General features: G+C 67.2%; 23 protein-coding genes. 16 read left to right on the top strand and 7 right to left on the bottom strand.

The window, feature by feature from the left end; translation table 11 throughout:
* Positions 1-78 precede the first annotated feature (78 nt).
* Both QQZ14_RS23765 and QQZ14_RS23770 read left to right on the top strand, forming a co-directional pair.
* On the top strand, positions 79-465 hold the full coding sequence (locus tag QQZ14_RS23765; RefSeq protein ID WP_284536912.1) for a BlaI/MecI/CopY family transcriptional regulator: 387 nt from the start codon (positions 79-81) through the stop codon (positions 463-465).
* Positions 462-1430, top strand: a complete 969-nt coding sequence (locus QQZ14_RS23770) for a M56 family metallopeptidase (RefSeq protein WP_284536913.1) — start codon at positions 462-464, stop codon at positions 1428-1430. The genes QQZ14_RS23765 and QQZ14_RS23770 overlap by 4 nt, the downstream gene beginning before the upstream one ends.
* A 34-nt stretch (positions 1431-1464) precedes the next feature.
* Here the strand turns inward: QQZ14_RS23770 and QQZ14_RS23775 are convergent, their stop codons facing one another.
* The 5 genes from QQZ14_RS23775 to QQZ14_RS23790 all read right to left on the bottom strand — a co-directional run bounded on the left by QQZ14_RS23775 (position 1465) and on the right by QQZ14_RS23790 (position 4290).
* On the bottom strand, positions 1465-1920 hold the full coding sequence (locus QQZ14_RS23775) for a DUF3152 domain-containing protein (protein ID WP_284536914.1): 456 nt from the start codon (positions 1918-1920) through the stop codon (positions 1465-1467).
* On the bottom strand, positions 1917-2387 hold the full coding sequence (locus QQZ14_RS23780; protein WP_284536915.1) for a TlpA family protein disulfide reductase: 471 nt from the start codon (positions 2385-2387) through the stop codon (positions 1917-1919). The genes QQZ14_RS23775 and QQZ14_RS23780 overlap by 4 nt, the downstream gene beginning before the upstream one ends.
* A gap of 533 nt (positions 2388-2920) precedes the next feature.
* Positions 2921-3250, bottom strand: coding sequence for a methyltransferase family protein (locus QQZ14_RS25475; RefSeq protein WP_446740519.1), 330 nt, complete (start codon positions 3248-3250; stop codon positions 2921-2923).
* Between the two features lie 156 nt (positions 3251-3406).
* Positions 3407-3895 carry a cation transporter gene (locus QQZ14_RS23785; RefSeq protein ID WP_284536916.1) on the bottom strand — a complete coding sequence of 163 codons (489 nt, stop codon included), beginning with the start codon at positions 3893-3895 and terminating at the stop codon, positions 3407-3409.
* A gap of 266 nt (positions 3896-4161) precedes the next feature.
* Positions 4162-4290, bottom strand: coding sequence for a hypothetical protein (locus QQZ14_RS23790; RefSeq protein ID WP_342395251.1), 129 nt, complete (start codon positions 4288-4290; stop codon positions 4162-4164).
* A gap of 300 nt (positions 4291-4590) precedes the next feature.
* Between QQZ14_RS23790 and QQZ14_RS23795 the strand changes: the two genes are divergently transcribed.
* The 5 genes from QQZ14_RS23795 to QQZ14_RS23815 all read left to right on the top strand — a co-directional run bounded on the left by QQZ14_RS23795 (position 4591) and on the right by QQZ14_RS23815 (position 9463).
* Complete coding sequence (locus QQZ14_RS23795; RefSeq protein WP_284536917.1) at positions 4591-5499, top strand: bifunctional DNA primase/polymerase; 909 nt, start codon at positions 4591-4593, stop codon at positions 5497-5499.
* Between the two features lie 346 nt (positions 5500-5845).
* Positions 5846-6655, top strand: a complete 810-nt coding sequence (locus QQZ14_RS23800; RefSeq protein WP_284536918.1) for a serine/arginine repetitive matrix protein 2 — start codon at positions 5846-5848, stop codon at positions 6653-6655.
* Positions 6648-7625, top strand: coding sequence for a ParB N-terminal domain-containing protein (locus QQZ14_RS23805; RefSeq protein WP_284536919.1), 978 nt, complete (start codon positions 6648-6650; stop codon positions 7623-7625). Before QQZ14_RS23800 ends, QQZ14_RS23805 begins: the two co-directional genes overlap by 8 nt.
* 46 nt (positions 7626-7671) lie before the next feature.
* Complete coding sequence (locus QQZ14_RS23810; protein ID WP_284536920.1) at positions 7672-8337, top strand: hypothetical protein; 666 nt, start codon at positions 7672-7674, stop codon at positions 8335-8337.
* A 7-nt stretch (positions 8338-8344) separates the two neighbouring features.
* Positions 8345-9463, top strand: coding sequence for a C40 family peptidase (locus QQZ14_RS23815; protein ID WP_284536921.1), 1119 nt, complete (start codon positions 8345-8347; stop codon positions 9461-9463).
* 41 nt (positions 9464-9504) lie between these two features.
* Here the strand turns inward: QQZ14_RS23815 and QQZ14_RS23820 are convergent, their stop codons facing one another.
* Positions 9505-10335: a GIY-YIG nuclease family protein gene (locus tag QQZ14_RS23820; RefSeq protein ID WP_284536922.1), complete on the bottom strand. Its 831-nt coding sequence runs from the start codon at positions 10333-10335 to the stop codon at positions 9505-9507.
* Positions 10336-10403: 68 nt separating this feature from the next.
* Between QQZ14_RS23820 and QQZ14_RS23825 the strand changes: the two genes are divergently transcribed.
* From QQZ14_RS23825 to QQZ14_RS23840, 4 genes are read left to right on the top strand one after another with little or no spacing between them, the layout of a single operon-like run.
* The gene (locus tag QQZ14_RS23825) at positions 10404-10694 is read left to right on the top strand and encodes a DUF6112 family protein (RefSeq protein ID WP_284536923.1); all 291 of its coding nucleotides are present in this window, start codon (positions 10404-10406) and stop codon (positions 10692-10694) included.
* A 33-nt stretch (positions 10695-10727) separates the two neighbouring features.
* Positions 10728-11033: a DUF6112 family protein gene (locus tag QQZ14_RS23830; protein ID WP_284536924.1), complete on the top strand. Its 306-nt coding sequence runs from the start codon at positions 10728-10730 to the stop codon at positions 11031-11033.
* A 10-nt stretch (positions 11034-11043) separates the two neighbouring features.
* Positions 11044-12342 (top strand): conjugal transfer protein TrbL, encoded by a 1299-nt coding sequence (locus QQZ14_RS23835; RefSeq protein WP_284536925.1) that lies wholly within the window; start codon positions 11044-11046, stop codon positions 12340-12342.
* A gap of 6 nt (positions 12343-12348) precedes the next feature.
* Complete coding sequence (locus QQZ14_RS23840; RefSeq protein ID WP_284536926.1) at positions 12349-13800, top strand: SCO6880 family protein; 1452 nt, start codon at positions 12349-12351, stop codon at positions 13798-13800.
* 78 nt (positions 13801-13878) lie between these two features.
* Here QQZ14_RS23840 and QQZ14_RS23845 read toward each other — a convergent pair whose 3' ends face one another.
* Positions 13879-16242 (bottom strand): AAA family ATPase, encoded by a 2364-nt coding sequence (locus QQZ14_RS23845; protein ID WP_284536927.1) that lies wholly within the window; start codon positions 16240-16242, stop codon positions 13879-13881.
* An 865-nt stretch (positions 16243-17107) separates the two neighbouring features.
* Between QQZ14_RS23845 and QQZ14_RS23850 the strand changes: the two genes are divergently transcribed.
* From QQZ14_RS23850 to QQZ14_RS23870, 5 genes are read left to right on the top strand one after another with little or no spacing between them, the layout of a single operon-like run.
* Positions 17108-17515 (top strand): hypothetical protein, encoded by a 408-nt coding sequence (locus QQZ14_RS23850; protein ID WP_284536928.1) that lies wholly within the window; start codon positions 17108-17110, stop codon positions 17513-17515.
* Complete coding sequence (locus QQZ14_RS23855; RefSeq protein WP_284536929.1) at positions 17512-19008, top strand: ATP-binding protein; 1497 nt, start codon at positions 17512-17514, stop codon at positions 19006-19008. Before QQZ14_RS23850 ends, QQZ14_RS23855 begins: the two co-directional genes overlap by 4 nt.
* A complete protein-coding gene (locus tag QQZ14_RS23860) occupies positions 19005-20078 on the top strand; it encodes an ArdC-like ssDNA-binding domain-containing protein (protein ID WP_284536930.1) in 1074 nt (357 codons plus the stop codon). The genes QQZ14_RS23855 and QQZ14_RS23860 overlap by 4 nt, the downstream gene beginning before the upstream one ends.
* Positions 20075-20536, top strand: a complete 462-nt coding sequence (locus QQZ14_RS23865) for a hypothetical protein (RefSeq protein WP_284536931.1) — start codon at positions 20075-20077, stop codon at positions 20534-20536. The genes QQZ14_RS23860 and QQZ14_RS23865 overlap by 4 nt, the downstream gene beginning before the upstream one ends.
* On the top strand, positions 20533-22260 hold the full coding sequence (locus tag QQZ14_RS23870; RefSeq protein WP_284536932.1) for a TraM recognition domain-containing protein: 1728 nt from the start codon (positions 20533-20535) through the stop codon (positions 22258-22260). The genes QQZ14_RS23865 and QQZ14_RS23870 overlap by 4 nt, the downstream gene beginning before the upstream one ends.
* Positions 22261-22370 lie beyond the last annotated feature (110 nt).

Raw genomic sequence — 22370 nt, forward strand, 5'->3', positions numbered from 1 at the left:
CTCTACTGGTGGACTCGGACAATCTACTATGACCGATAGTACGATGATTGACACGACGACGACGAAGCAGGTGAGGACGTGCGGCAGCTGGGGCAGCTGGAGGCGTCGGTCATGCAGCGCCTCTGGGACTGGGACCGGCCGGTGGTCGTGCGTGAGGTGCTCGAAGACCTGCAACAGGGTCGGGAGATCGCCTATACGACGGTGATGACCGTTCTGGACAACCTCCACAGCAAGGGACTGGTCCGACGGGAGAAGCAGGGCCGCGCCTACGTTTACGTAGCAACCTTGACCCGCGAGGAGTACACCGCGGGACTTCTCGACCAGGTCCTCTCTCAGAGCACGGACCTCGGCGCCACCCTCCTTCACTTCGTGGGTCACATGTCGAACGACGAGCTCGCCGTGCTCCGGTCGGCTCTCGACAGCGTCGAGAGCACTGGCGACGACCCGCCCCGGGCGTCCCGGTGACCGCGCCGCTCATCCTCGCGTTGTTCGTGGGGGCGACGGCGGTGCTGGCCCCCCGTCACCTATTGCGGGCGAGCTGGGTGCACCGCTCGCCGCGCTGGGGCATCTGGGCGTGGCAGGCGGTCTCGCTCGCGGTCACTCTTGCTGTCTTGCTCATCGGCGTGACCCTTGCTCTGCCGATCTTGCCGATCGGCCCGCACCTCACCGAGCTCGTCCGGACAACGCACCTTGACGTCACCGACCACTACACGACACCGGCTGGCAACGGGCTGGCGGTCATTGCCGCGGTGTTCTCGGTCGCCCTGTTCGGGCGCGCGGCGATCCTGCTCTTCTCGAACCTCCGGCGGTCGGCACGCCGCCGCGCGCAGCAGGTCGAGGGGCTGCGACTCATCGGCACCCGCCACCCGGGCGGCTTCACTGTGATCAATCACCCCGTCCCGCTCGTCTACTGCCTTCCCGGGCGACAGCGCGCAGTGGTGGTCACCCGCGCAGCGATGGAAGTGCTCACACCACAAGAGCTCGACTCTGTGCTGGCCCATGAGCGGACTCACCTTCGTGCACGGCACGACTTGGCGCTGGCGGTGGCCGACGCCCTGTCCCGCACGTTCAGGGGCATCGGGCTGTTCACCACCGCCCACCAGCAGGTTGCCACACTGGTGGAGATGCAGGCCGACGACGCGGCGCGTGGCGTAGGAGCCCGCCACGCGATGGCGAGCGCCCTCGTCACGTTGGGCTCCACCGTTCGTTCCCCCGCGGCGCCAACGGAGACCAACCGCGTGGCGGCGCGGATCCGTCGTCTGGCGGAAGCATCACCGTCGATCGTCCGGCCCAGACAGCGTCTCGCCGTCGGGGCCTGTACCGTCGCGCTGCTCTCGGCGCCGGTCGCCTTGGCACTCGCACCGGCAATGGAGGCGTCGGCTCGCGACTGCTGTCACGTGGCCCTTCCGGCGGACCCTCAGCGCAAGTGAGGCAACGCCCCGGAGGCAAGACCCTTTCAGACTTTCATTCCTCGGTCCCCGGCCACGGGTTCCGAGCACAGCCATCGAGCCCGTAGGTCTGCTGCAGCATGACGGGCGCCGGCGATCCCGGGGAGGGGCGGGCCTCGTGCGATCCTCCGAGTGCGTGGCCGACCTCGTGGTTGATGACGTACCTGCGGTAGTCGACCAGCCGGCCCTTGTAGTGAGGCACACCGAACGCCCATCGCCTGGCATTGATGACCACGAGTGCGCCGTTGCGGCGTGAGACCTCTCCACGCGTCGGCAAGGGCGTGCACGGCGCGTCGGTTATGTCTGGGGAGGCAAGGAACATCCCGATGGTCGAGCCTGCGCCGACCTGCCTGAACGTATGACCGGTGACCGACGACCACCCCCGGGCATCCAGAAGCGGGCCACAACCCGGTGAGCGAACGCGGGGCCTGGGAAGGGCGGGCAACGGCAGACGCCGACCACTCTGACTCACCGCAAAGTCTGGGAAGCCGCCGTCGGATCGGCAGACCGCTCGGCGAGGACCGCCTCAACCAGCTCTCTCAGGGTCACGTATGTAGTCGGCCCTACTATCCGCGCCGCGATCCGGCCATCCCGGTCCACCACGACCGTGGTGGGCACGGCCACACCCAGAGCGCTACCGAAAGCCAACAGCGCCTCATCGCTGTCCTCAGACCGGAGACTCTCGTAAGGCACCCTCTGCCGTCGCTCGAAGGCTCGGGCAGCGCCCTCACTGTCGCGCACGTTGATCCCCACAAACCTCACGCGCCCCGCCGTTTCCCGAGCCGTTCTCACCAAGGCTGGGGCTTCCTGCCTGCAGGGCGCGCACCAAGAACCCCAGACGTTGTACACCGCAACCTGGCCATCGAGAGCCGAGCTCTCGAACTTGGATCCATTGAGCAGCTCTCCGGCAAAGTCGTCGACGGACTCACGCTCAGACACTGGAAATTGTTGAATGACCGACTCCCCCGTTGATCGGCCAGACGATGGCTCCTCCGCGCGCGTGATGGCCCACCAGGCTGACACGACCACCAGAACGAGCAGCGCCACCAACTGCACCGCCCAGGGCCCTCGCATCGGGAAGCTTGCCTGCGGCACCTGGGTAGCGTGGACCGACACGGCGCCGAGGTCCTTGTCCAACGATGCGGCCGACCGTTCGTCGGGACCATCACTAGGCATACTTTTCCATCTCCCTGCTGGTTGGAACGCGCGAAGAAGCGGCCTCGACCAACAGCGCACGCGCACCGCGTTCGCCACTACTAGTTGACATAGTAGTAGCGGCACGTGTGAGCGACACCCGTTGGGTCCGCCATGAGGTCGGGAGAAGGGTTCCGTTGCATCGCCGCTGGAGACCCTGCGCGATTGGGTCGCGCGGGGCTTGAGCCTTCATGGCGGCGCAAGCCGATTCCGCAGGCTTCTGCTCTCAACCGATCAGCTTCCCTTCACGAGAACGAGGTAGGTGTACGAGCGACTCTTCATGCAGACGGCATCCTTCTTGCGAACGACCGGAGGCTCAGCCATCGGGGTGTGGCTGCAACGCACCGCTCCCATTCGGGGCCGAAGCTGGCCCCCATCGCGCGCTCCTCGGCTTCGATCTGTGCCTTGCTGATCAGGAGGACGAACCCCGCGGCAGGGAGGAGACCAGGGGGCGAGCGCCTGGCGATCGCGGTGGCGACAAGTAGGCCGACCATCGCCAGGGACATCGGGTTCCGGGTGACTTGGAAGGGCCCGTCACTCACCAGGCGGCTGGCAAGCTCCGGGGCAAGCGGATCAACGGTTGTCTCCTGGCGCCCAAACGCGGTCACGGCCCAGATCAGGGAGTGCCAGGCTCGCCTTGCCGATCACCCCGGACAGCCCGAGTGAGGTCCGGCTCGGCAAACGGCCACCGAGAAGCGACTTCTGCGCCAGCAACGCGCCGGCCAGCCAGCCCAGCGGCGGCACCCGGCGGAGTTCAGCCGAGTTCACGGGCTGTGCCCTGCAGGTTTACCGGTCGAGATCTGATGCAGCGCGGTGTCGTTGCTGCAGCAGCCGTCGCCGCAGGGGGCATCGGTCTCGACAGAGCTGGGTCCGTGGGAGGTAGCTGTGGGTGCGCAGCAGCTTTTACCGCGCCAGGCCTCGAGGCCCTCGTTGACCGCTACCGCGGCGATCACCAGGCCGGCGATCGGGTCGGCCCACGACCAGCCCAGCGTCGCATTGAGGACCCGGCCGACGAGCAGCACGGCCGACAGATAGGTGCAGAGCAGAGTCTGGGTGGAGTCGGCGACGACGGCGTTGGACCCAAGGGCCTTGCCCGTGCGGCGCGGCGCCCATGAGAGGAACGACATGATCACCAAGGAGGCCGCGGCCAACCCGATGCCGACCGGCGAGGGGTCCGCATCGTGTCCGCTCGCCAAGGCTCGCACCCATTCGAACGTCACGTAGGCGGCGAGGGCGAAGAACGAGAACGCCATGAGGCGCAGTGCCTGCTGTTCCCAGGACTCGGGGAGCTTGTGGCGGGATGCCACAGAATGATGAGCCCGCTGGAGACCTCGACCACCGAGTCCAGGCCGAATCCGACCAGAGCGACGGATCCGGCAACGATACCGGCGGTGATCGCGATGATCGCCTCGATGACGATGTACGAAACTGAGGCAGCGGCCAGCAGTTTGCGCCCGCGGGCCAAGCCTGGCCTTTTCGGTCGCGTCGAGATTCGCGTGAGTGTGGACGTGGTTCCTCATCAGGCGCCTTCGAGAGTGGAGGCGCCGAAGTTCGGGCACAGCGTGACGGCGTCACCGGTCAGCGCGAGTAGTCGCTCGGCCGCGGCGAGCAGCTGCATGACGATGTCGGCGTGGTTCAGCGACCACATCGAGGCTCGTCCCTCCAATCGGAAGCTCACTCGCCCGCAGTCCTCCAGGCAGGCGAGGCGTACGTCAAGCTGGGCGTCAGGCAGGGCAGTGCAGGGCACAGGATCACCAACGCCGGCGTGGCCATCTAGGTTCAATTTGCCGGTGGTGAGCGGCGGCTCTGAATCCCCAACGCGGTCCCCTGGCAGGTCGACCCGCAACTCTTAGGGAACGCTTCTGACCTGCGCAAACGCGTGGCTTAACCCTACGTTCCCCCACGGGATTACCAGGTTCCGGAAACGGTGCCGGGCGAAGGTCGAGCCATGTACGACCCGGACAACCCGATCCCGCTCTGGACCGTCTCGTCAATGCAGCGCGTCGCTACCGAGCCAACCCTGGCTGATGCCGCGATCCGCTACGCCAACCTCGGGATACCGGTCTTCCCCTGCGTCCCGGGCGGCAAGCAACCGCTCACGCCGAACGGCTTTTACGACGCGACATCGTCGGCTCGCACCGTGCATCACTGGTGGCGGCGAACGCCGGACGCGAACATCGGCCTGCCCACAGGTGCCGACACCGGGATCCTGGTCGTCGACATCGACGTCCATCCTGGGGGCAGCGGATTCGCCGCGTTCGAGCGAGCACGGTCAGAAGAGCTCACCAACAGCTGGGGCTGGATCGTCCGCACACCCTCGGGCGGAATCCACGCCTACTACCCCGCCGAGACTGACCGCGAGCAGCGCTCCTGGCAGGTGCCTTCCTCGCACGTCGACTTCCGGGGCGACGGCGGCTACGTCATCGCTCCCCCGTCACGCATCGAGGTCGACGGAGAGCTCACGACATACGAGGTCATCGCGGTCACGACCCAGCCGGCGAAGCCGCTCGACGCGATCAGACTTCGGCAGTTCCTGGAGCCGCCCCGGCCTCGACCGGTAAACCCACCCTCGGGGCTTCCGCCGAAGCGGTGCCGCCCTCAGGCACTGGCCAGAGTGGTCGCCCTGACTCCCGAAGGTGGTCGCAACCGGGCCCTCTTCTGGGCGTCCTGCCGCATGGCCGAGGACGGCCAGACCCGGGCGCACGCAGTCAGCTACCTCATGCCGGCCGCGCAGTACGCCGGTCTGCCCGATCGCGAGATCGAGTCGACGATCGACTCGGCGTACCGGATCGCCTCTCGGATCGGCCCTTGGAGCGGCGTGGGCCCTCCCGTCCGGAGTGAGGCGATCCAGCTGTGAACACCCACGCCGAGTACCGCCGACACAGCTACCGGCCGCCCGAACCCTCACCGCCGGTGCCGGGCACCGAATCAGCACCCAACGAACTAGCTCACCACCACGATCCGTCGCTGTCCGCGGCGGAAGGGCAGGCATCGGCGAGGGCAGCGAAGGACATCGCATGGGTCCGGCCGACCGATCTGGCTGCGTACGTCACCCCCATGGTCGGGCGCGGAGTCGACCTCCATGCCGAACTGACCCGGCGCGCACGCCGTTCTCCGGTCGCGACCAAGCGCGTCCTCGCGCGAGGCGTCCCCAGCTCCCCGTCGCCTAGGCCGCCGGCGAACCGTACGGAGGGGCTCTCGCTATGAACCAATCGTTCAAGACCGCGAACGGACTCCGCCGGCTCCTGATGCGCCTCCGCGTGTCCGGGCCGCAGGCCTGGGAGCAGGACCCCGAGGCCCGCGAGCTGATGCTCTACGCCGCAGAGAAGTACGAGGCGCTGGCGATCAAGCACCGCTGCGACCGGACCGCTGGAGCCGCGGCGGCCTTCGAGGCAATGCGGACCTATGCCGTCCGCACAGCCGACGACCCGTGGGCAGTCGTGACCATGGCGGTCAAGGTCACGCTTATCGCCGAGGAGCGCGCCGACGGGCTCCTGTGCTCGGTCGACCAGGCCCGGCGCCCGGAGATCTCCCGGCACCACGACGTCCGCCGGTTCTGCGACACCGAAGCCGAGTTGCCCAACTTCCTCCCGGCGCTCGCAATCGAGCCGTTCAACCCCGACGAGACTCCACCGACCGGTGCGTACGAGGCGGTCGACGCGACGATCGACCTCTTCACCGCCCTCGGCTGGCCACGGGACACGGCGACCTGCGCGCTCGACTACATCTCCGCCCGGCTGGTCGAGTCCGGATCCCGCCCGAAGGCTCACGCAGCTCTGCGGCGTGACCACACGGCGCGGGCTCTCCTCGACATCGACCAGGAGGCGTGGTCAACGGTTCTGCGCATCGTGCTGGGCAATCCGAACCCCGACGAGGCCTGTACGTCGGACGGGCACGGAGTCCTCCTGAGGCTGCTCATTGAGCACCCGGTGGCCGAACTCCTGGACGACGATCTGCTGGTGTTCGAGATCAGCGAGACCGCTCCGCGACCGCAGGCGCGGATCCATGCCTGACACGCGCGGCCACATCGAACTCGACCGAGCGCTCGACTCGATCACCGTCGGAGTCCGTCACCGCAAGGACCCCGGTGACCTCGCACCGCTCATGGAGTCGATCGAACGCCTCGGCCTGCTCCAGCCGATCACCATCACCCCTGAAGGCGTCCTCGTATGCGGGTGGCGACGCCTGGAGGCTGTTCGCCGGCTCGGATGGCGCACGATGAAGGTCTGGGTCCGCTCGGGCATCTCGGACAAGCTCGAGGGCTTGCTTGCCCAGCAGGACGAGAACCAGCTCCACAAGCCGCTGAACGAGCTCGAGAAGGCGTCCCTCTACCGGGAGCTCAAGGCACTTCGCGCGGAGGAGGCTGAGCGCCGCATGCAGGCGACCCAGTTCGGGGCGTCCGCCGACACGGGCGACTCCGGCTGTGCGCCGGGGGCACAGCCGGGGGAGACAGGACGAGCTCGTCGACAGGCAGCGATGGCGATCACCGGGAAGGCGTCGTACAGCACCCACGAACGGGTCTGCGCGCTCATGGACTGGGCGTCCCGTAAGGCCACGCCTCCGGAGATCCGAGCCATGGCGAACGAAGCCCTCCACATGATCGAGCAGGGCGAGTCCGTGAAGCCGCTCTACCTCAAGGTCAAGAAAGCCTTCGAAAACTCACAGCAGCCACAGCCGGAGATCGAGACGGATCTTGCTCGGCGGGCTCGCGAAGCACGTGAGCGCGCCGAACGCGAGGTGCGCGAGAGGGGCCGCAAGAACCTCAAGCGCAACCACGGACCGGGCAGTCACTTCCGAAGCGTCCGCTCGTTCAACCTGACCTGGTCCGAACTCGACGGCTGGACGGAGCTGTACGACGTCGACGCCCTCGCCTCCCAACTGAGCAGCAACGACTGGCAACGGTTCGACCGCCTCGTGACAGCCACGATCGCGTTCCGCGACCAGCTCGTCGAGGCCCGGCGCCACATAGCGACATCGGCATAGGCGGCGCACCTATCGGACGTCCCTGAACCCGTCGCTCGGAGTTCCGATGTCCAACCTGACCGCCCGCCAAATCATGCTCCTTCTGGGATGCGCGCTGGCCCTGCTCACCGCCGGCGTCAGCATCTACGGTCTCGTCCGGGGACCTGGCGGCACGACCTCCGACTCATCGGCCGCGAGCAGGACGCAGGTCGAGGCGGGCGCGGATCCCGCCGACCCTGTCGTCACCCTGGGAGACCGATCGCTGCCCCACACGACAGATCCCATCTCGTACGCGCAGGCTGTAGCGGTCTCCCTGTTCGACTGGGACACGACGGCCGGTTTCCTCCCGACCGACTACACGGCCGCGGTCCTGGGGGACGCCGACCCGTCCGGCGAGGAGACTCCCGGACTCATCGACGACGCCGCTGCGTACCTGCCGACGGTCGAGCAGTGGCTCGACCTCGGTGCGATGGAGGTCGTGCAGACGATCGAGATCGACGACGCGTACGTCCCAGATTCCTGGTCGGCCGCGGTCGAGCAGGCCCACGGACACCTCCGACCCGGGACGACAGCCGTGACGATCACCGGCACTCGCCAACGCCGCGGAGTCTGGAACGGTGAACTGGTCGAGTCGTCGTACCCGGTCTCCTTCACGGTCTTCGTTGCGTGCCCGCCGTCCTTCGAGCGCTGCCACGTTCTGCGAATCTCGCAGCTCGACAACCCCCTGAGGTGAGACGCCGATGGCTATGAAGGTCCTTGCCATCGGCGCCGCGGCGGCAGTGTTGCTCGCGCCCGGCGCCGCGGTCCTCGGCGTGGCGACGCTGATCAGCCCGGCGGCCGCCGGGTCAGGGAGCTGCATGTGGGACGGCCAGTCCAGCACCAGCCTCGGAGTCGCCGGCCCCGTTCCCGCGAGACTCACCGCGACCAACGCAGACGGCGTCGCAGTCACCCTCGGCGAGCAGCAACTCACGCGGGCAGCGACGATCATCGCCGTCGGCAACCACGAGCGGATCCCGGCCCGCGGCCAGTTGATCGCGATCATGACCGCTCTGACGGAGTCGTCACTGCGAGTCCTGTCCAACACGAGCGCGTACCCCGATTCCGCCAACATCCCGAATGACGGCGACGGCAGCGACCACGACTCCGTTGGCCTCTTCCAACAGCGACCTGCGGCAGGTTGGGGGACGGTCGAGAGCCTGATGGACCCGGTCTGGTCATCCCGTGCGTTCTATGGTGGCGACAACGGCCCGAACCACGGATCTCCCCGCGGACTCCTCGACATCCACGGCTGGCAGTCCATGGACCCCGGCGCGGCGGCGCAGGCGGTGCAGGTCTCCGCCTATCCGGATCGGTACGCCGTCAACCAGCCAGTGGCCGAGAAGGTGCTGAGCACCCTCAGCGGGGTCTCACTCAGTAAGGATCTGGAGTGCGCGCAACCCGCGGGTGACCTGCCGGCCAACCTCCCACCTGGCTTCCCCGGAGCACTCATCACCGCGGCCGCCTCGCAGCTCGGCAAGCCGTACGTCTGGGGCGGTGGAGACTTCAACGGACCGGCGGGAGGCGGATTCGATTGCTCGGGCCTCGTGCTCTACGCCGCATACCAAGCCTCCGGCGGCCGGATCCGACTCCCCCACTACTCAGGCGACCAGATTCACTCTGGAGCCGGCATCCCCTGGGCGTCCAAACAGCCCGGCGACCTGATCTTCTTCAGCTACCCCGGCGCCGGCGGTCCCCATCACGTCGCGATTTACGTCGGAGGTGACAGGATCATCCACGCTCCTCGAACCGGCGACGTCGTCCGATACGGAACGATCGGTGAGTTCGCTGGCGAGACGCTGACGGTTCGACGTCTCGGTTGACTCCTGCTCGACCACTGAGGGCCACGCATGCTCGGACGACCTCAGTTCTTGTTGTGGCCCAGCGAGCGCGCGTGGAGGACTTCCTTCCAGTAAGACTCGCGCTCCAGGACGTGGTCGTCGTCGGTACGCATGGACCAGAACTCCAGCAATGCGAACTTCATGTTCGTCCGGAAATGGTCCTCACCCTTCTCGTCCAAGAGCTCCTTGAGACCTACGTTGTTTCCGTGCAGCGTCGCGGCGTAGGTGCTCCAGCGCTGCCAGATTCCGGTGTCACCGTAGGCCGACCCGACGTACCTGGCGCCGGTCGTCTGGTCGTGGATGACGTAGACGCCCTTCATCTGCTCGAGGGCGATACGCCAGTCAGGTCGCTGCTGGCCCACGATGACCTGAAGATCGGCGAGCGTGTGGTTGATGCGATCGTGGCCCGGGAAAGGGTCGCCCACAAAGGCCTCTTCGAGGATGGATGAGACGGTCATCTCATCCAGGCAGGACTCCATGGTCCGGCGCCGTTGACGTCCGGCGAGGTGCAGCCGGACGTAGAGGCGGCGGACGAAGGGGCCCATCAGATCGTCGCGCGGGACGACGTCGTAGGAGTAGGTCCTCGGCTCGGGCCGCCGGCCGACCACCTCCCAGACCCCGCCGAAGAGCCAGAGAGTCTGATCGTGGCGGTCCTGGGCGAGCGAGAAGATGAACTGCCTGTTGAAGGCATTCGTCTCTGGGCGCCAGGAGTTCCAGCGCTGCCACTCCTCGGGGTCGTTGGCCAAGATGTCTATGGGGTAGTTCTGCCCGTTGAAGACCGCACAATGCACCTTGCAGGTCGCGGGGTCGAGATTCGCCGGTAGGAGAGAAGCGAGCGGGATCGGCGGCTGCATAGCCCCGGACCCTATGCGGGCGGTCCGACGTTTGAACTCGAATGCGAGCCGACGCGCACCTGAACACCATGAGCGCGACCTTGTTGATCGGGATGGATGCGAGCCCCGACTTCGGAGCTGTGGGCGGAGCCGGCGATCTCCGGGCCATTGTCGGCGCGCTCTTGACCTATGGCCTGATCATCGCCGTACTCATGCTCGTCATCTCGGCCACGACCTGGGCGATCGCGTCCAGCTCCGGCAGCTGGCACGCAGCCCAGAAGGCGAAGCTCGGGTGCTTCGTCGCCATCGGCGGTGCCGCGCTGAGCGGCGCCGCGCTGGCATGGGCGAACTGGCTGCTGGACATCGGTGCACACCTGTAAGTCGTCCGCCCGTCCGACGTCAGGAGCCCTCCGATGGACCTTCTCACAGCAGCTCTCCTAGTCCCGCTCGACATCGAGATTGACCCGAACTCCAACGGCCTACCCGGGATCGGCCAGCTCAAGAAGGTCGTCGGGGCCTCGATGACGGTCGGGCTGGTCCTCGCCGTACTCGCGCTGATCATCTCGGCCATCGTCTGGGCACTGGGGGCCAACTCGTCCAATCCCCATCTCGCGGGTCGCGGCAAGCTTGGCGTCCTCGTCGCCCTCGGCGCCGCGATCGTCTGCGGCGCTTCGGTGACGCTGGTGAACTTCTTCTGGAACGTCGGCCAGCAGGTCTGAGGGTCCAGTCATGGGTGTGTGCGACGTCCCGGTGATCCACGAGGTCTGCAACTCCGCCGGCGACGCGGCCGGCGCAGTGGTGACCGCGCCGTTCGACTGGCTCGCTCAGGGAATGGGCGGTGCGGCCGAGTGGATGTTCACCTCAGTCTGGAAGGTCATCGACACCACGACGTTCGTCGACGTGACCAGCGGTGAGTACACGAAGGTCTACAACATCATGTTCGGCGTCGGTGTCTTCGTGATGCTCGGGTTCTTCATGCTGCAAGTCATCGGCGGCATGATCCGCCGCGAGCCAGCCGCGTTGTCCAGAGCAGCGCTCGGCCTTGCGAAATCGATCCTTGGATCCTTCGTCGCCCTGGCACTTCTCGGCACGGCGCTCGAGATTACGGACCAACTCTGCCTCGGCATCGTCAACGCCGCAGGGACGAACATGAACGAGATGGGCGACAAGGTCGCCGTACTCGCCGCCGGACTCGGAGCGATCAACCTCAGCGCACCCGGCGCGGGCGCGATCCTGACGATCTTCCTCTCGAGCCTCGCCATCGTCGGCGCAATGGTGGTCTGGATCAGCCTCCTCATTCGCAAGGCCCTGCTGCTCATCGCGATCGTGTTCGCGCCGATCGCCTTCGCCGGATCCAGCTGGGACCACACCCGCACCTGGCTCAGCCGCTGGGCGACGTTCGTGATCGCGATGATCCTCTCGAAGGTCGTCCTGGTGGTGATCTTCTTGCTCGCCACCGCGCAGGTGTCGGCTCCGATCGATGCAGACCTGGAATCTGTCAGCCAGCCGATGGCCGGCGTCGTGCTGATGCTGATGGCCGGGTTCGCACCCTACCTGACCTACAAGGCCATCGCATTCATGGGCTTCGACATGCACCACGCGATGTCGGCCGAGCAGGAGGCCAAGGCGTCCCTCAACCGGCCGATGCCGATCCCCCTCTCGCGCCGTATCGGCAGTGAACCCGCCAAGATCCTGGGAGACGGCGTCGGCCGCACACCGACCGGTGGGTCCCCTGCGATCACACCCTCCGCGGGCGGCGGCGGGCCAGCCGGAACCACCTCGGAAAGCGGCACAACTGGTGGGGGTTCGGGCGGAGCAGCTGCCGCGGGTGGCGCTGCGGCTGCTGGCGGCGCGGTCGCCGCGGGCGCAGTGGTAGCGAAAGAAGCTGCGGCAGCCGGACCGCGTTTCGGTGGGTTCGTCGCCACTCAAGCGACCGGACAAGTAGAGGCCCATGAGTCGACGGCACCGTCAGTGGTCCCGCCGCCGGCCGCGGACACGACGCTTGCCGCGCCCGCAGGACGGAAGTGATCCTCGGTGAGTTCGTCGAGCAGCATCGAACCGTCGCTCACACCGATCAAGCTCTCCCGACTGACCAAGCGCGGATTCCTCGTCGGGCTATCTGGTCCCCAACTCATGATGGCGAGTCTTGCCGCCGGGACGCTGATTCTCGGCCTCTACCTCGGTGCGGTGATCGTGACCTTCCCGATCATCCTCCTCTTCGTAGCCCTCGGGTTCGCCGGCGTCGGCGGCCGGAAGATCGTCGAGTGGGGACCGATCGGAGCACGCTGGTTCTGGCGCTCAACCGGAGGCCAGTTGCTCTACCGCCGTCGTATCGTCAAGCCGCGACCGGCTGGAACGCTGGCGCTGCCGGGCGACGCCGCCCGCCTGAGGCAGTGGGTCGATCCCGAGACTGGCGCTGTCATGGTCCACGACCCACACGCCGCGACCCTGACCGCGATCGTCGGCGTCTCCCACCCCGCCTTCGTGCTCCTCGACCCAGCCGAGCAGGAGCGTCGGGTTGTCAGCTGGGGACGTGTGCTCGCGACCGCCTGTCGATCCGGGCGGCTGGCGTCGCTCCAGGTCATGGAGCGCACGCTCCCCGACTCCGGCAAGGGCCTGGCGGACTGGTGGGAGCAGCACGGAAGCCGCACGGACGCGTGGGCGTCGACGACTTACGGAGAGCTCGTCGACCGCGCCGGTCCCGCTGGCGAGCGTCACGCGAGCACCATCTCGATCTCCCTCGACGTCAGGGCTGCTGGACGCGCGATCCGGGCCGCAGGCGGCGGGAATCGCGGCGCTGCCGCTGTACTCCGTCAGGAGATGGCGACGATGCTGGCAGCCCTACGGTCCGCTGACCTATCCCCTTCTGACTGGCTCACGCCTGGCGACCTCGCCCTGATCCTGCGTTCGGCATACGACCCAGCTGTCGCTGGCGCGTTGGAGCGCCACGGCGCCGTCGGCCGCGACCTGGCAACCGCTGGACCAGTTGCGGTAACCGAGTCCTGGGGCAGCCTTCGCAGTGACTCGGCGCATCACTGCGTCCTCTGGATCAGCGAATGGCCACGCTCGCTGGTTTTCCCCGACTTCCTCGCCCCCCTCCTCCTGTCCTCTGGAATCCGACGAACCTTCTCCCTGCTCTACACACCGATGCGTACCGACAGGGCGGCGCGTGACATCCGCAAGAAGAAGACCGAGTACATCTCTGACGCGGCTCAGCGGCAGAGGATCGGCCAGATCGAGGATGCCCAGCAGGCGGCTGAGTACCAGGACGTTCTCCAGCAGGAGGCGGACCTTACGGCCGGCCATGGCGTGCTCCGGGCAACGGGCTTCGTCGCGGTCAGCGCGAGCGATCCCGACGAGCTCGAGCGCGCTGTCGCAGCGATCGAGCAGGCAGCGATCCAAGCGTCATGCGAGACCCGTCGGCTCTGGGGACAGCAGGCTCAGGGCTTCGCCGTAGCCGCGCTGCCACTAGCACGAGGTGTCTAATCGGGTGTCTCCACTGGCTGTTTGAGAGGCGGCCGCGTCTGCGGGGCCGATGAGCGCCCACCAGTCAGCGATTAGCGATTAGGCCTTGTACTTGCGAACTCGGTCGAACCACTCCTGAACGAGCGCGTGTTCCTTCTCCAAGTCCTCTATCGGTGGAGCGGAATAGATTAGTGCGGCGTCCTTGTCGTGCCGGCGGGCCCATCGAGAGCAGCGCTTGTAGGACTCTTGGAATTGCTTGTTGTCCTCATCCGTAATCCTTGCGACGACCTTCATCATCGTCACCTGGACCTCCAGGGTGCCGCGGTTCACGAGCGCGTCGGCGACGTTCTGACTGATGAACCGCTCCCAGGTCTCGGAGAGGTTGCCGGCCCACATCGCGACCTCACGGTCGTAGGTTTCGCTGTCCCAGCCTGCGGCGTTGCTCTTGATCCTTACGAGGTCTTGCTTCAGCCATCCGAGGCGGCCGGGTGCGTCCTTCACTGCCCAGGGATGGTCGTCCCGGCACGCACCCGGCTGCTGGTCGGGTCGGCCGCGCTCGATGGTGCGGGCGGTGAACTCGATTTCCTCCTCGCCAGCGCACCGCTTGATCTCGGCGGCGAACGTGGCGTCGTGCGTGAAAACGATGACCTGTCGTTCTTTCGCGAGGTCAACCAGTCGCTCGGCGACTCGGCCGCGACGCTCATGGTCGAGGCTCGTCACCGGGTCATCGAGCACGAGGCTAGACCGGGACTGGTCGAAGTGGGCCTCCGTGAAGAACCCCGCCAGTCCAAGCGCTGTCTGCTCGCCCTCAGAGAGAACCTGTGGGAGTTCGGCGCCCAGCGTTGTGCCGATGAAGTCAGGCCTGTGGAGCAGTGCCCCCTGTCTTCCCTTCTTGTCCTGGAGCGTGACTCCCTCGACCCGTAGCCGCTCGGACTCGCGGGAGAACCGGTCCTGGACCGCGATCGTGACGTACTTCCGGGTCAGTTCACCGACCTTCGTGGTGAGACCCGTAGTCGCGGTCTGCTTCCGGGCCTCCTCGATACAGCGCCGCGCGAGGAGCCGATCACGTTCCGCGATGAGCATGTCTTTGGCGCCCGCGAGCACGATGCGTGCGCCGAGATCGCGCCGCTGATTGGCGACTTCCTCGATCTTGACGGCGAAGTCGCCGGCGTCGATCGCCCGGGCCTCCGTGCGCAACTCGCCGGCCAACCTGTCCAACTCGCTGACCAGGCCGGTGACCTCCACCCCGGGCAGCAGCTCTCGTAGCGGGTGAGCGGCGAGTCCGTGCTGGCGGGTCCGGAACACGCCGAGGGTGCTGTCCACCTTGGCCTTCAAGCCAGCGTGGTCCTGCTCCAGAGCGGCGGCGGCGACGGCTACCGCGGCAGGATCCACCTCGACGGCCTTGATTATGCTGAGGGCCCGGGCGAGATCCCCCTCCGCGCGCTCGGCCTGCTGCTCAGTGTCGTCTGCCAAGAACGACTCGAAGCGGTTCAGGCGCTGACTGGCATCACCAGAGAGTTGCTGCTGACACAGCACACAGTGCGCCGCCTCGCCGGTGTGCGGGTACGTCTCAGCCGGGTAGGCCTCGGCCTCGGAGAAGCGCCTAGCGGCGTCCCACAGGGCCCTCCATGTCGAAGTACCCACACCACCGACCGGCTCGCCATCGAACGACGCCGTCGACGCCATGGAGGCCGCAGCACGCTTCTCTCGCGCAACCACATCGAGTCCCCGTAGAGCCGTGACCGCATAGTCCCCGAGCCCCTGCTCCAGGTACATCAGGTGCGCCGAGACCGCCTCGGCGGACCCGGCTGCCGAGTTCAGCCGGGCCTTCTCTTGTTCAGGGTTGGTCGACCGCAGACGCGCCTCCTCCGCATCCAGGCGAGTGGCCTCTGACTCGTGGTCCCCAGGAAGAGCACACGCGGTCTCGATGTCGCTGTCGGAGGTATCCGCGTTTAGGGAAGCGGCGAATGCCGCCGTGGGCGAACCTGGTGCCAGCGCAGGCATGGTTGCTGCTGCGCGCGCGTTCTCGCCTAGCATTCGATCGAACTCACGGCGAACGCCCTCACAGACGTCGTAGAGGTCGTCGAGCAGCGTCAGCACGGACGGCCTATAGGCAATCTCCGCCTCCGTCGTCAGGTACGCGTCGCCGCACTTTTCGTCGTAGAAGGCCACACGGCCAAGCGGCAGCGGCGGCAAGCCAGCAAGGTCAGCGTCCGCGGCGACACCGTCAACCACGTAGTCCAGGTGACCTTCGCGGATCTGCTGCTGAGCACCGAAGACGTTGGGGAGAATGTCCTCCCGATGCCGCGTGCGGACCATCTGCTTGACCAAGCGGGCATAGCCAGACTTTCCGCTGCCGTTGAATCCGAAGACCACCGTCACGCCATCGGTGCCGAACGTCAGCCGCTCCTCGGGACGGAGTCGGTTCACGTTCTTCACGTCCCGAACGGCCAAAAGCTTCACCTGGTCCTCGGTCGATTCGGCAGGTGGACGCACGGCAGCCAGCCAGCCACCGTTCGGTGGCGTCGGAGACGGTTCGAGCAGGGACGCCGCGATCGCCGCGTGATCATCTGGTCCGATCTTTTCGCCCGACGCCAATCGGGCCAGCGCCTGCTGCTGCCACCAAGGACGCGATTCCGCCCACTCAATCAACTCGCCATACAGAGTCACGCTGCACCACCGCACAGGGGACGAAGTGGTACAGACGGGGCAATCCGGGTGCGATCAGACGGCAAGGCGGGTGTTCTCCTCGGATCCGTATAGAACTGAAGCCACGTGGGCGGAGACTCACACCGTAAGGGCGTCCACCGACAATCGCAGGCAGCCGCTGAGCCTTTGTCAGGGACGGTTTCGGCGGTGACGAGTTCTGCGTTCTTACTGGGTGTGTCTCTATCGGCGACTGAAGGGCCCGCCGGCTCCCATTTACGGGATCTGTCGCGACCGCGCTTCGTGAGCTGGCTTGTCAGGCTGCAGGTGCCCCTCGCAGGCAGCGTCGCTTCCGGCAGATGTAGCGCAGCTGCGCGCAACCTGGCCGGGCTCCGCAGGACCGGCAAGCGCCGCCGTGTCCGCCGCCGGGATATCGGCGACGCCGCCGACGAGTAGACCGGCTCAGTTACAGGGAGCGCCCTCACAGCAGGGCCGGATGTAACCGCAGCCGTCGCAACGCTCGTGCGAGGTATCCCAGCGCATCAGGGTGTCGCAGTTCGGGCAAGGCTCCGTCAGATCGGCCACGGCCACAGGGTAGGTCGGCCAGCGACCGCCCACACGGCGACACGGCGGACCTCCACGCGCACCTCATCGATGAAAGCCATCGACCGAGGAGCCACCGATGCCTACCTTCACCGACCCGGTCGCCGACGCTGAAGAACTCCGGGAAGCAGTCCGCGGCCTGGCCCACGCGACGCGCTCGATCGAGAATCCGACCTCGCTCTATGCCGTACTCGGGTCCATCAGCTCCGCGCTCGTGTCGCTGAGCCAGTCGCTGCACCAGCTCGGCCAGTTCCACGATGGGCCGACTCGCAAGCAGGCCTGGATGAACGGCGATGCCCACGCCGGGCGCGCAGCGTCGTACAGGGAGTCCTGGGAGCTTCATCGCGCAGCAGAGATGATCCATCAGGTTGCGGACTGCGTGGACCGGGCGCACGAGATCGAGGCGACAGTTGCCTACGACATCGACGACTACCCGTCGCTCGCACCGGTCCAGCGCTCATCGCGTCAGTCCGGGATGTCGCTGTGACCGGGTGGCAGGACGGCCGGCTGCACTCAGCTGTCCTTGTCTCGCCAGGCCGGGAGCGGCGGCACGATCGCAAGCTGCGCAAGGCAGCCGCGCGAGAACTCCTGTCCGCTGACCGGGATTCCCGGCGTACAGAAGCGAAGCGCAAGGCCGACCAGCTCTCCGCTGAGAAGCGGGCAACCGTGACGCTCCCCCGCGCCGGCGAATCGGGTCCGGCCGCCCTCCGGACTCCCGGACGATTCCGCATCCCGCGCCATCAGGACACCTCCGCGACCCTGGCGGGCGCGTACCCGTTCCTTGCCGAGGGCGGCTTGGGCAGTGAGGGCGTCTTCGTCGGCCAAGACCTGTACTCGGGCAGCTCATTCGTCTACGACCCCTGGATCCTCTACGCCCGCGGTCTCATCACCGCACCAAACCTTGTCCTCGCCGGCATCGTCGGCTCCGGCAAGTCGTGTCTCGCCAAGAGTCTCTACACGCGATCCATCCCGTTCGGCCGCCGGGTATACGTGCCCGGCGACCCCAAGGGCGAGCACACGGCGGTTGCAGAAGCCGTGGGTGGCCGAGCCATCGCGCTTGGCCACGGGATGTCCAACCGGCTCAACCCGCTCGACGAAGGCCACCGCCCTTCAGGTCTCGACGACGTGCAATGGGCCAGCCAGATCGCCTCCCGCCGCCGCGACCTCGTCGGCGCGCTCGCTGAGACCGTGCTCGACCGGCGACTCAGCCCTCTTGAACACACTGCCGTCGACATCGCGATCGACCGCACGGTCCGGAGCGCCGAGGTACCCGTTCTCCCGATGGTCGTCGAAAGGCTGCTCGCGCCTGACCGCACCGATGACCCGGACGGACGCCTCACCGAGGACGGCCGACTTGTTGGGCACGGTCTCCGTCGACTCGTCGCCGGAGACCTCGCTGGGCTCTTCGACAGGCCTTCGACGGTGACGTTCGACCCGTCCCTCCCGATGATCTCGCTCGACCTCTCACGCGTCACCGAGAATGCGACCCTCATCTCGGTCCTCATGACCTGCGCATCGGCATGGATGGAGTCCGCGCTTCTAGACCCCGCCGGTGGCCAGCGCTGGGTCGTATACGACGAAGCCTGGCGCCTCATGTCGCACCCCGCCCTGTTGCGACGGATGGACGCTCACTGGCGCCTCGCTCGCCACTACGGCATCGCGAACATGCTGATCTTCCACAAGCTCACCGACCTCGACAACGTCGGCGACCAGGGGTCGGCGATGCGTGCGCTCGCCTCCTCGCTACTGGCCAATGCCGAGACCCGAATCGTCTACCGCCAGGAGTCCGACCAGCTCGGCGCCACCTCAGTGGCACTCGGGCTCACCGGCACCGAACAGTCCCTCATCCCCACGCTCGGCATCGGCCAGGGCCTGTGGCGGATCAAGCACCGGTCGTTCATCGTGCAGCACCAGATGCATCCCGCCGAGCTCGAGCTCTTCGACACCACCGGACGGATGACAGGAGGCCCGTCGTCGTGACCACACACCCGACACGCTCGTCGCGCGAAGCCAGGCTCGAGGCGCTCCAACAGCAACTCTCGGAGTCCGTTGCAGCACTCGTCACGGGTGAGGACTGGAAGCGAGCGCTCACGTTCGCCGCGCAGTTTCGCTCCCGCAGCTTCAACAACACCATGCTGATCTACGCCCAGCACTTCTCGGCGTTCAATGAGGGGCGCGTTCCTCAACCGACCCCGATGTACGTCGCCGGGTTCCACCAGTGGCTCTCCCTCGGGCGCCACGTCCTGAAGGGCCAGCAGGGGTACGGGATCCTCGCGCCCGTAACGGCGAGGTTCGCCTCGACGAACCCGGCCGATGCCACTTCGTGGCGCCGGCTTGCCCGCGGCGAGAAGCCCGGACGCGGCGAGATCGTGAAGTCGAAACTCGTCGGTCTGAAGCCCGCTCATGTCTGGGACGTGTCTCAAACCACCGGAGACCCGGTGCCGGAACTCCCCCGCCCGGACCTGCTCCAGGGCGAGGGTCCACCCGGCTTGTGGGACGGCCTCGCCGATCAGATCACTGCGCTTGGGTTCGAGCTTCGATTGGTCTCGTCTGCTGCGGCGATCGGCGGCGCCAACGGTTTGACCGACTTCCTCGCCCGCGAGGTCTCGGTGCGAATGGACATGGACGACGCCGCCCAGGTGAAGACTCTCGCCCACGAACTCGGGCACATCCTCCTCCACGCTCCGCGGGAGAACGTGATCTCCACGGATGTCGCCGCCGACGCGACCCTGCACCGCGGAATCGCGGAGGTCGAAGCGGAGTCGATCGCCCTGATGGTCGGCGCGGCGCACGGGCTGGACACCTCGACGTACACCGTCCCCTACGTCTCGACGTGGGCAGCTAGTGTGCCCGGCAAGACGCCGGTCGAGGTCATCCAGTCGACGGCCGAGCGGGTGAGGACCTCCGCGCTCGGGATCCTCGACAAGCTCGACACCCCCAAGGTCGGCGACGGCAATCCGCCCGGCCTCGATCGGGAGGCGCTCAACCAGCGGGGAGCCGAACCGATTATTCCCCGTGTACGACGCGACGGGGCGGCGCTGGGGCTATGAAGATCCCCATTGTCCTCCCCACCGTCCGCTTCGACATCGACACCGAGGGGCGACTCGAGGTCAGCGTCGACGGCCAGCCACGGGCAGGCGATCGGACTCTGTCTCGCGACGACGTCCGCTCAGTTCTCTGTGAGGTCACTGCGAACCTCGGCACGGCCGTTCGGGTCGAGGTCCACGAGGCAGACGGCACGACGTACTGGGACATCGAAACCCCTCCAGCGAGTCCTGCTCCCGAAGCCGCCCCCGGGCCCGAGACACCAGCACGCGCTCTTGCCGGCAGCGGCTTCCGCCCAGGTGAACAGGTCGCTCTCGCCTTCGTCGTAGCGCGTCAAGAAGCCGATGGCAACGGCAATGCCGCCATCAACCTTCCACCTGCGCTGTTGACCGCAACACGCCACGGACTCGTGCTTCTCGGCCTGACCTCGCTGACGGTCGCGCCAGTCGAGGCGCAGGCATGAACCCGCGTGCTCGCAGCGCGAACGACGAGCTCGTCAATCTTGCTCTGATGGGTCTGATCGCGCTGTTCGGCTCTGGGCTCGCCCTCAGCGTCGCAGGAGAGGTCGCCGCCTTCCTGGCCGGTGAGCCGGGTCCCCGCGGAGGTGTCGCAAGTGGGCTTCGGGTCCTCACTGACCCCGGGGACCCCGGCACGGCGCTCGGCACACCCGGGCTGTCGGCCTCGGCGTACTGGCTCATCGTCGCAGCCATCCTCACGCTGATCGGTATCGCTGCGTGGCCTGTCTGGACCGTCGTCGCGCGACTACGCCACCGCACCAACCACGATCCTCACAAGATCGATGGCATCGCCACCCGCCGAGACATCGACCTCGTCGCGTCGAAGCGAGCGCTCGTACGCCGAGGCGAGACCCTCCGCCCCTCGATCAGCCGTCCGCGGCCCGAGGATGTCGGTTACCTGCTCGGGCGAAGCTGCGGCCGCGAGATCTGGGCTTCGGTGGAGGACTCGATTCTGGTCATCGGGCCACCACGCTCCGGCAAGGGCTTGCACCTGGTCATCAACGCGATACTCGATGCCCCCGGAGCCGTCGTCACGACCTCCACTCGGCCGGACAACTTCGTCGCCACCATCGCTGCCCGTAAGGAACGCGGGCCTGTAGCGCTCTTCGATCCGCAGCACCTGACCGCAGGACTCCCGATCGTCGCCGCGAGCGGGGTCCGCTGGTCCCCCATCCGCGGCTGCGAACAGCCGCTCACTGCGATGATCCGAGCAGCCGGTCTCGCCTCGACGACCGGACTCTCCGCTGGCGGCGTTGAGTCCGGTGGCTTCTGGGAAGGCAAGGCCAGGGCGGCACTCCAGTCGCTCCTCCACGCCGCTGCCATCGAACGACTACCTACGCGCGCTCTCTTCGAGTGGTCACTTTCGCCTTCGGCGGCGACGGATGCGGTCGGTATCCTCGCCAGCCGACCGCAAGCTGCGCCAGGATGGGCGGACGCTCTCGCAGGGATGATCAACTCGGACCCGCGGACCCGCGACTCGATCTGGATGGCGGTCAGCCAAGCTCTCGCGTCCCTGGCGGATCCGGCTGTTCTCGAGGCCGTCAGCCCGGACCCGGAGGACGCCTTCGATCCGGGCGACTTCCTTGTGCAGAACGGAACGCTCTACTTGCTGGCGACCGGCGCCGGCGCGGGCGCTTCATGGCCCCTCGTGGCGGCCTTCATGGAGGACCTCACCGAAGTCGCTCGACATCTCGCAGCCGGCTCCACCAGCGCGCGGCTCGACCCGCCGCTGCTGCTAGCCCTCGACGAGATCGGCAACCTCGCCCCGCTCCCCTCGCTACCAGTTCTGATGGCGGAGGGCGGCGGCACCGGCATCACGACGATGCCGGTCCTCCAGTCACTCTCACAGGCGCGCAACAAATGGGGTGACCACGCCGCCAGCACGATCTGGGACGCCTCGATCGTGAAGGTGATCCTCGGCGGCGCATCCGCGTCGAAGGACCTCCAGGAGGTCTCCGTACTCATCGGCGAACGCGACGAGCGGTCGGACACAGTCACGACCGGCGACTATGGCAACCGTTCCGTCCAGCGGTCATTCCGGCGCGCGCACGTGATGCCTCCCGAGCGGATCCGCACGCTGCCGTTCGGCACCGCCTTAATCCTTTTGCGGAGCGCACCGCCCATCGTGACGGAACTTCGCCGGTGGACGCGTCGGCATCGGGCCGCATGACCCGCACCGTTCCGCCCACGATGACGAACGGCGAGCGTGTGCGAACCCTCGCCGCCGCCTCGCCAGCTTCCAATTGGCCCTTCGCCGGAGCAGCATCTGCTCGCTTGCAG

Origin of the sequence: Nocardioides sp. T2.26MG-1 (genome assembly GCF_950101795.1) — a bacterium.
Lineage (GTDB): Bacteria > Actinomycetota > Actinomycetes > Propionibacteriales > Nocardioidaceae > Nocardioides.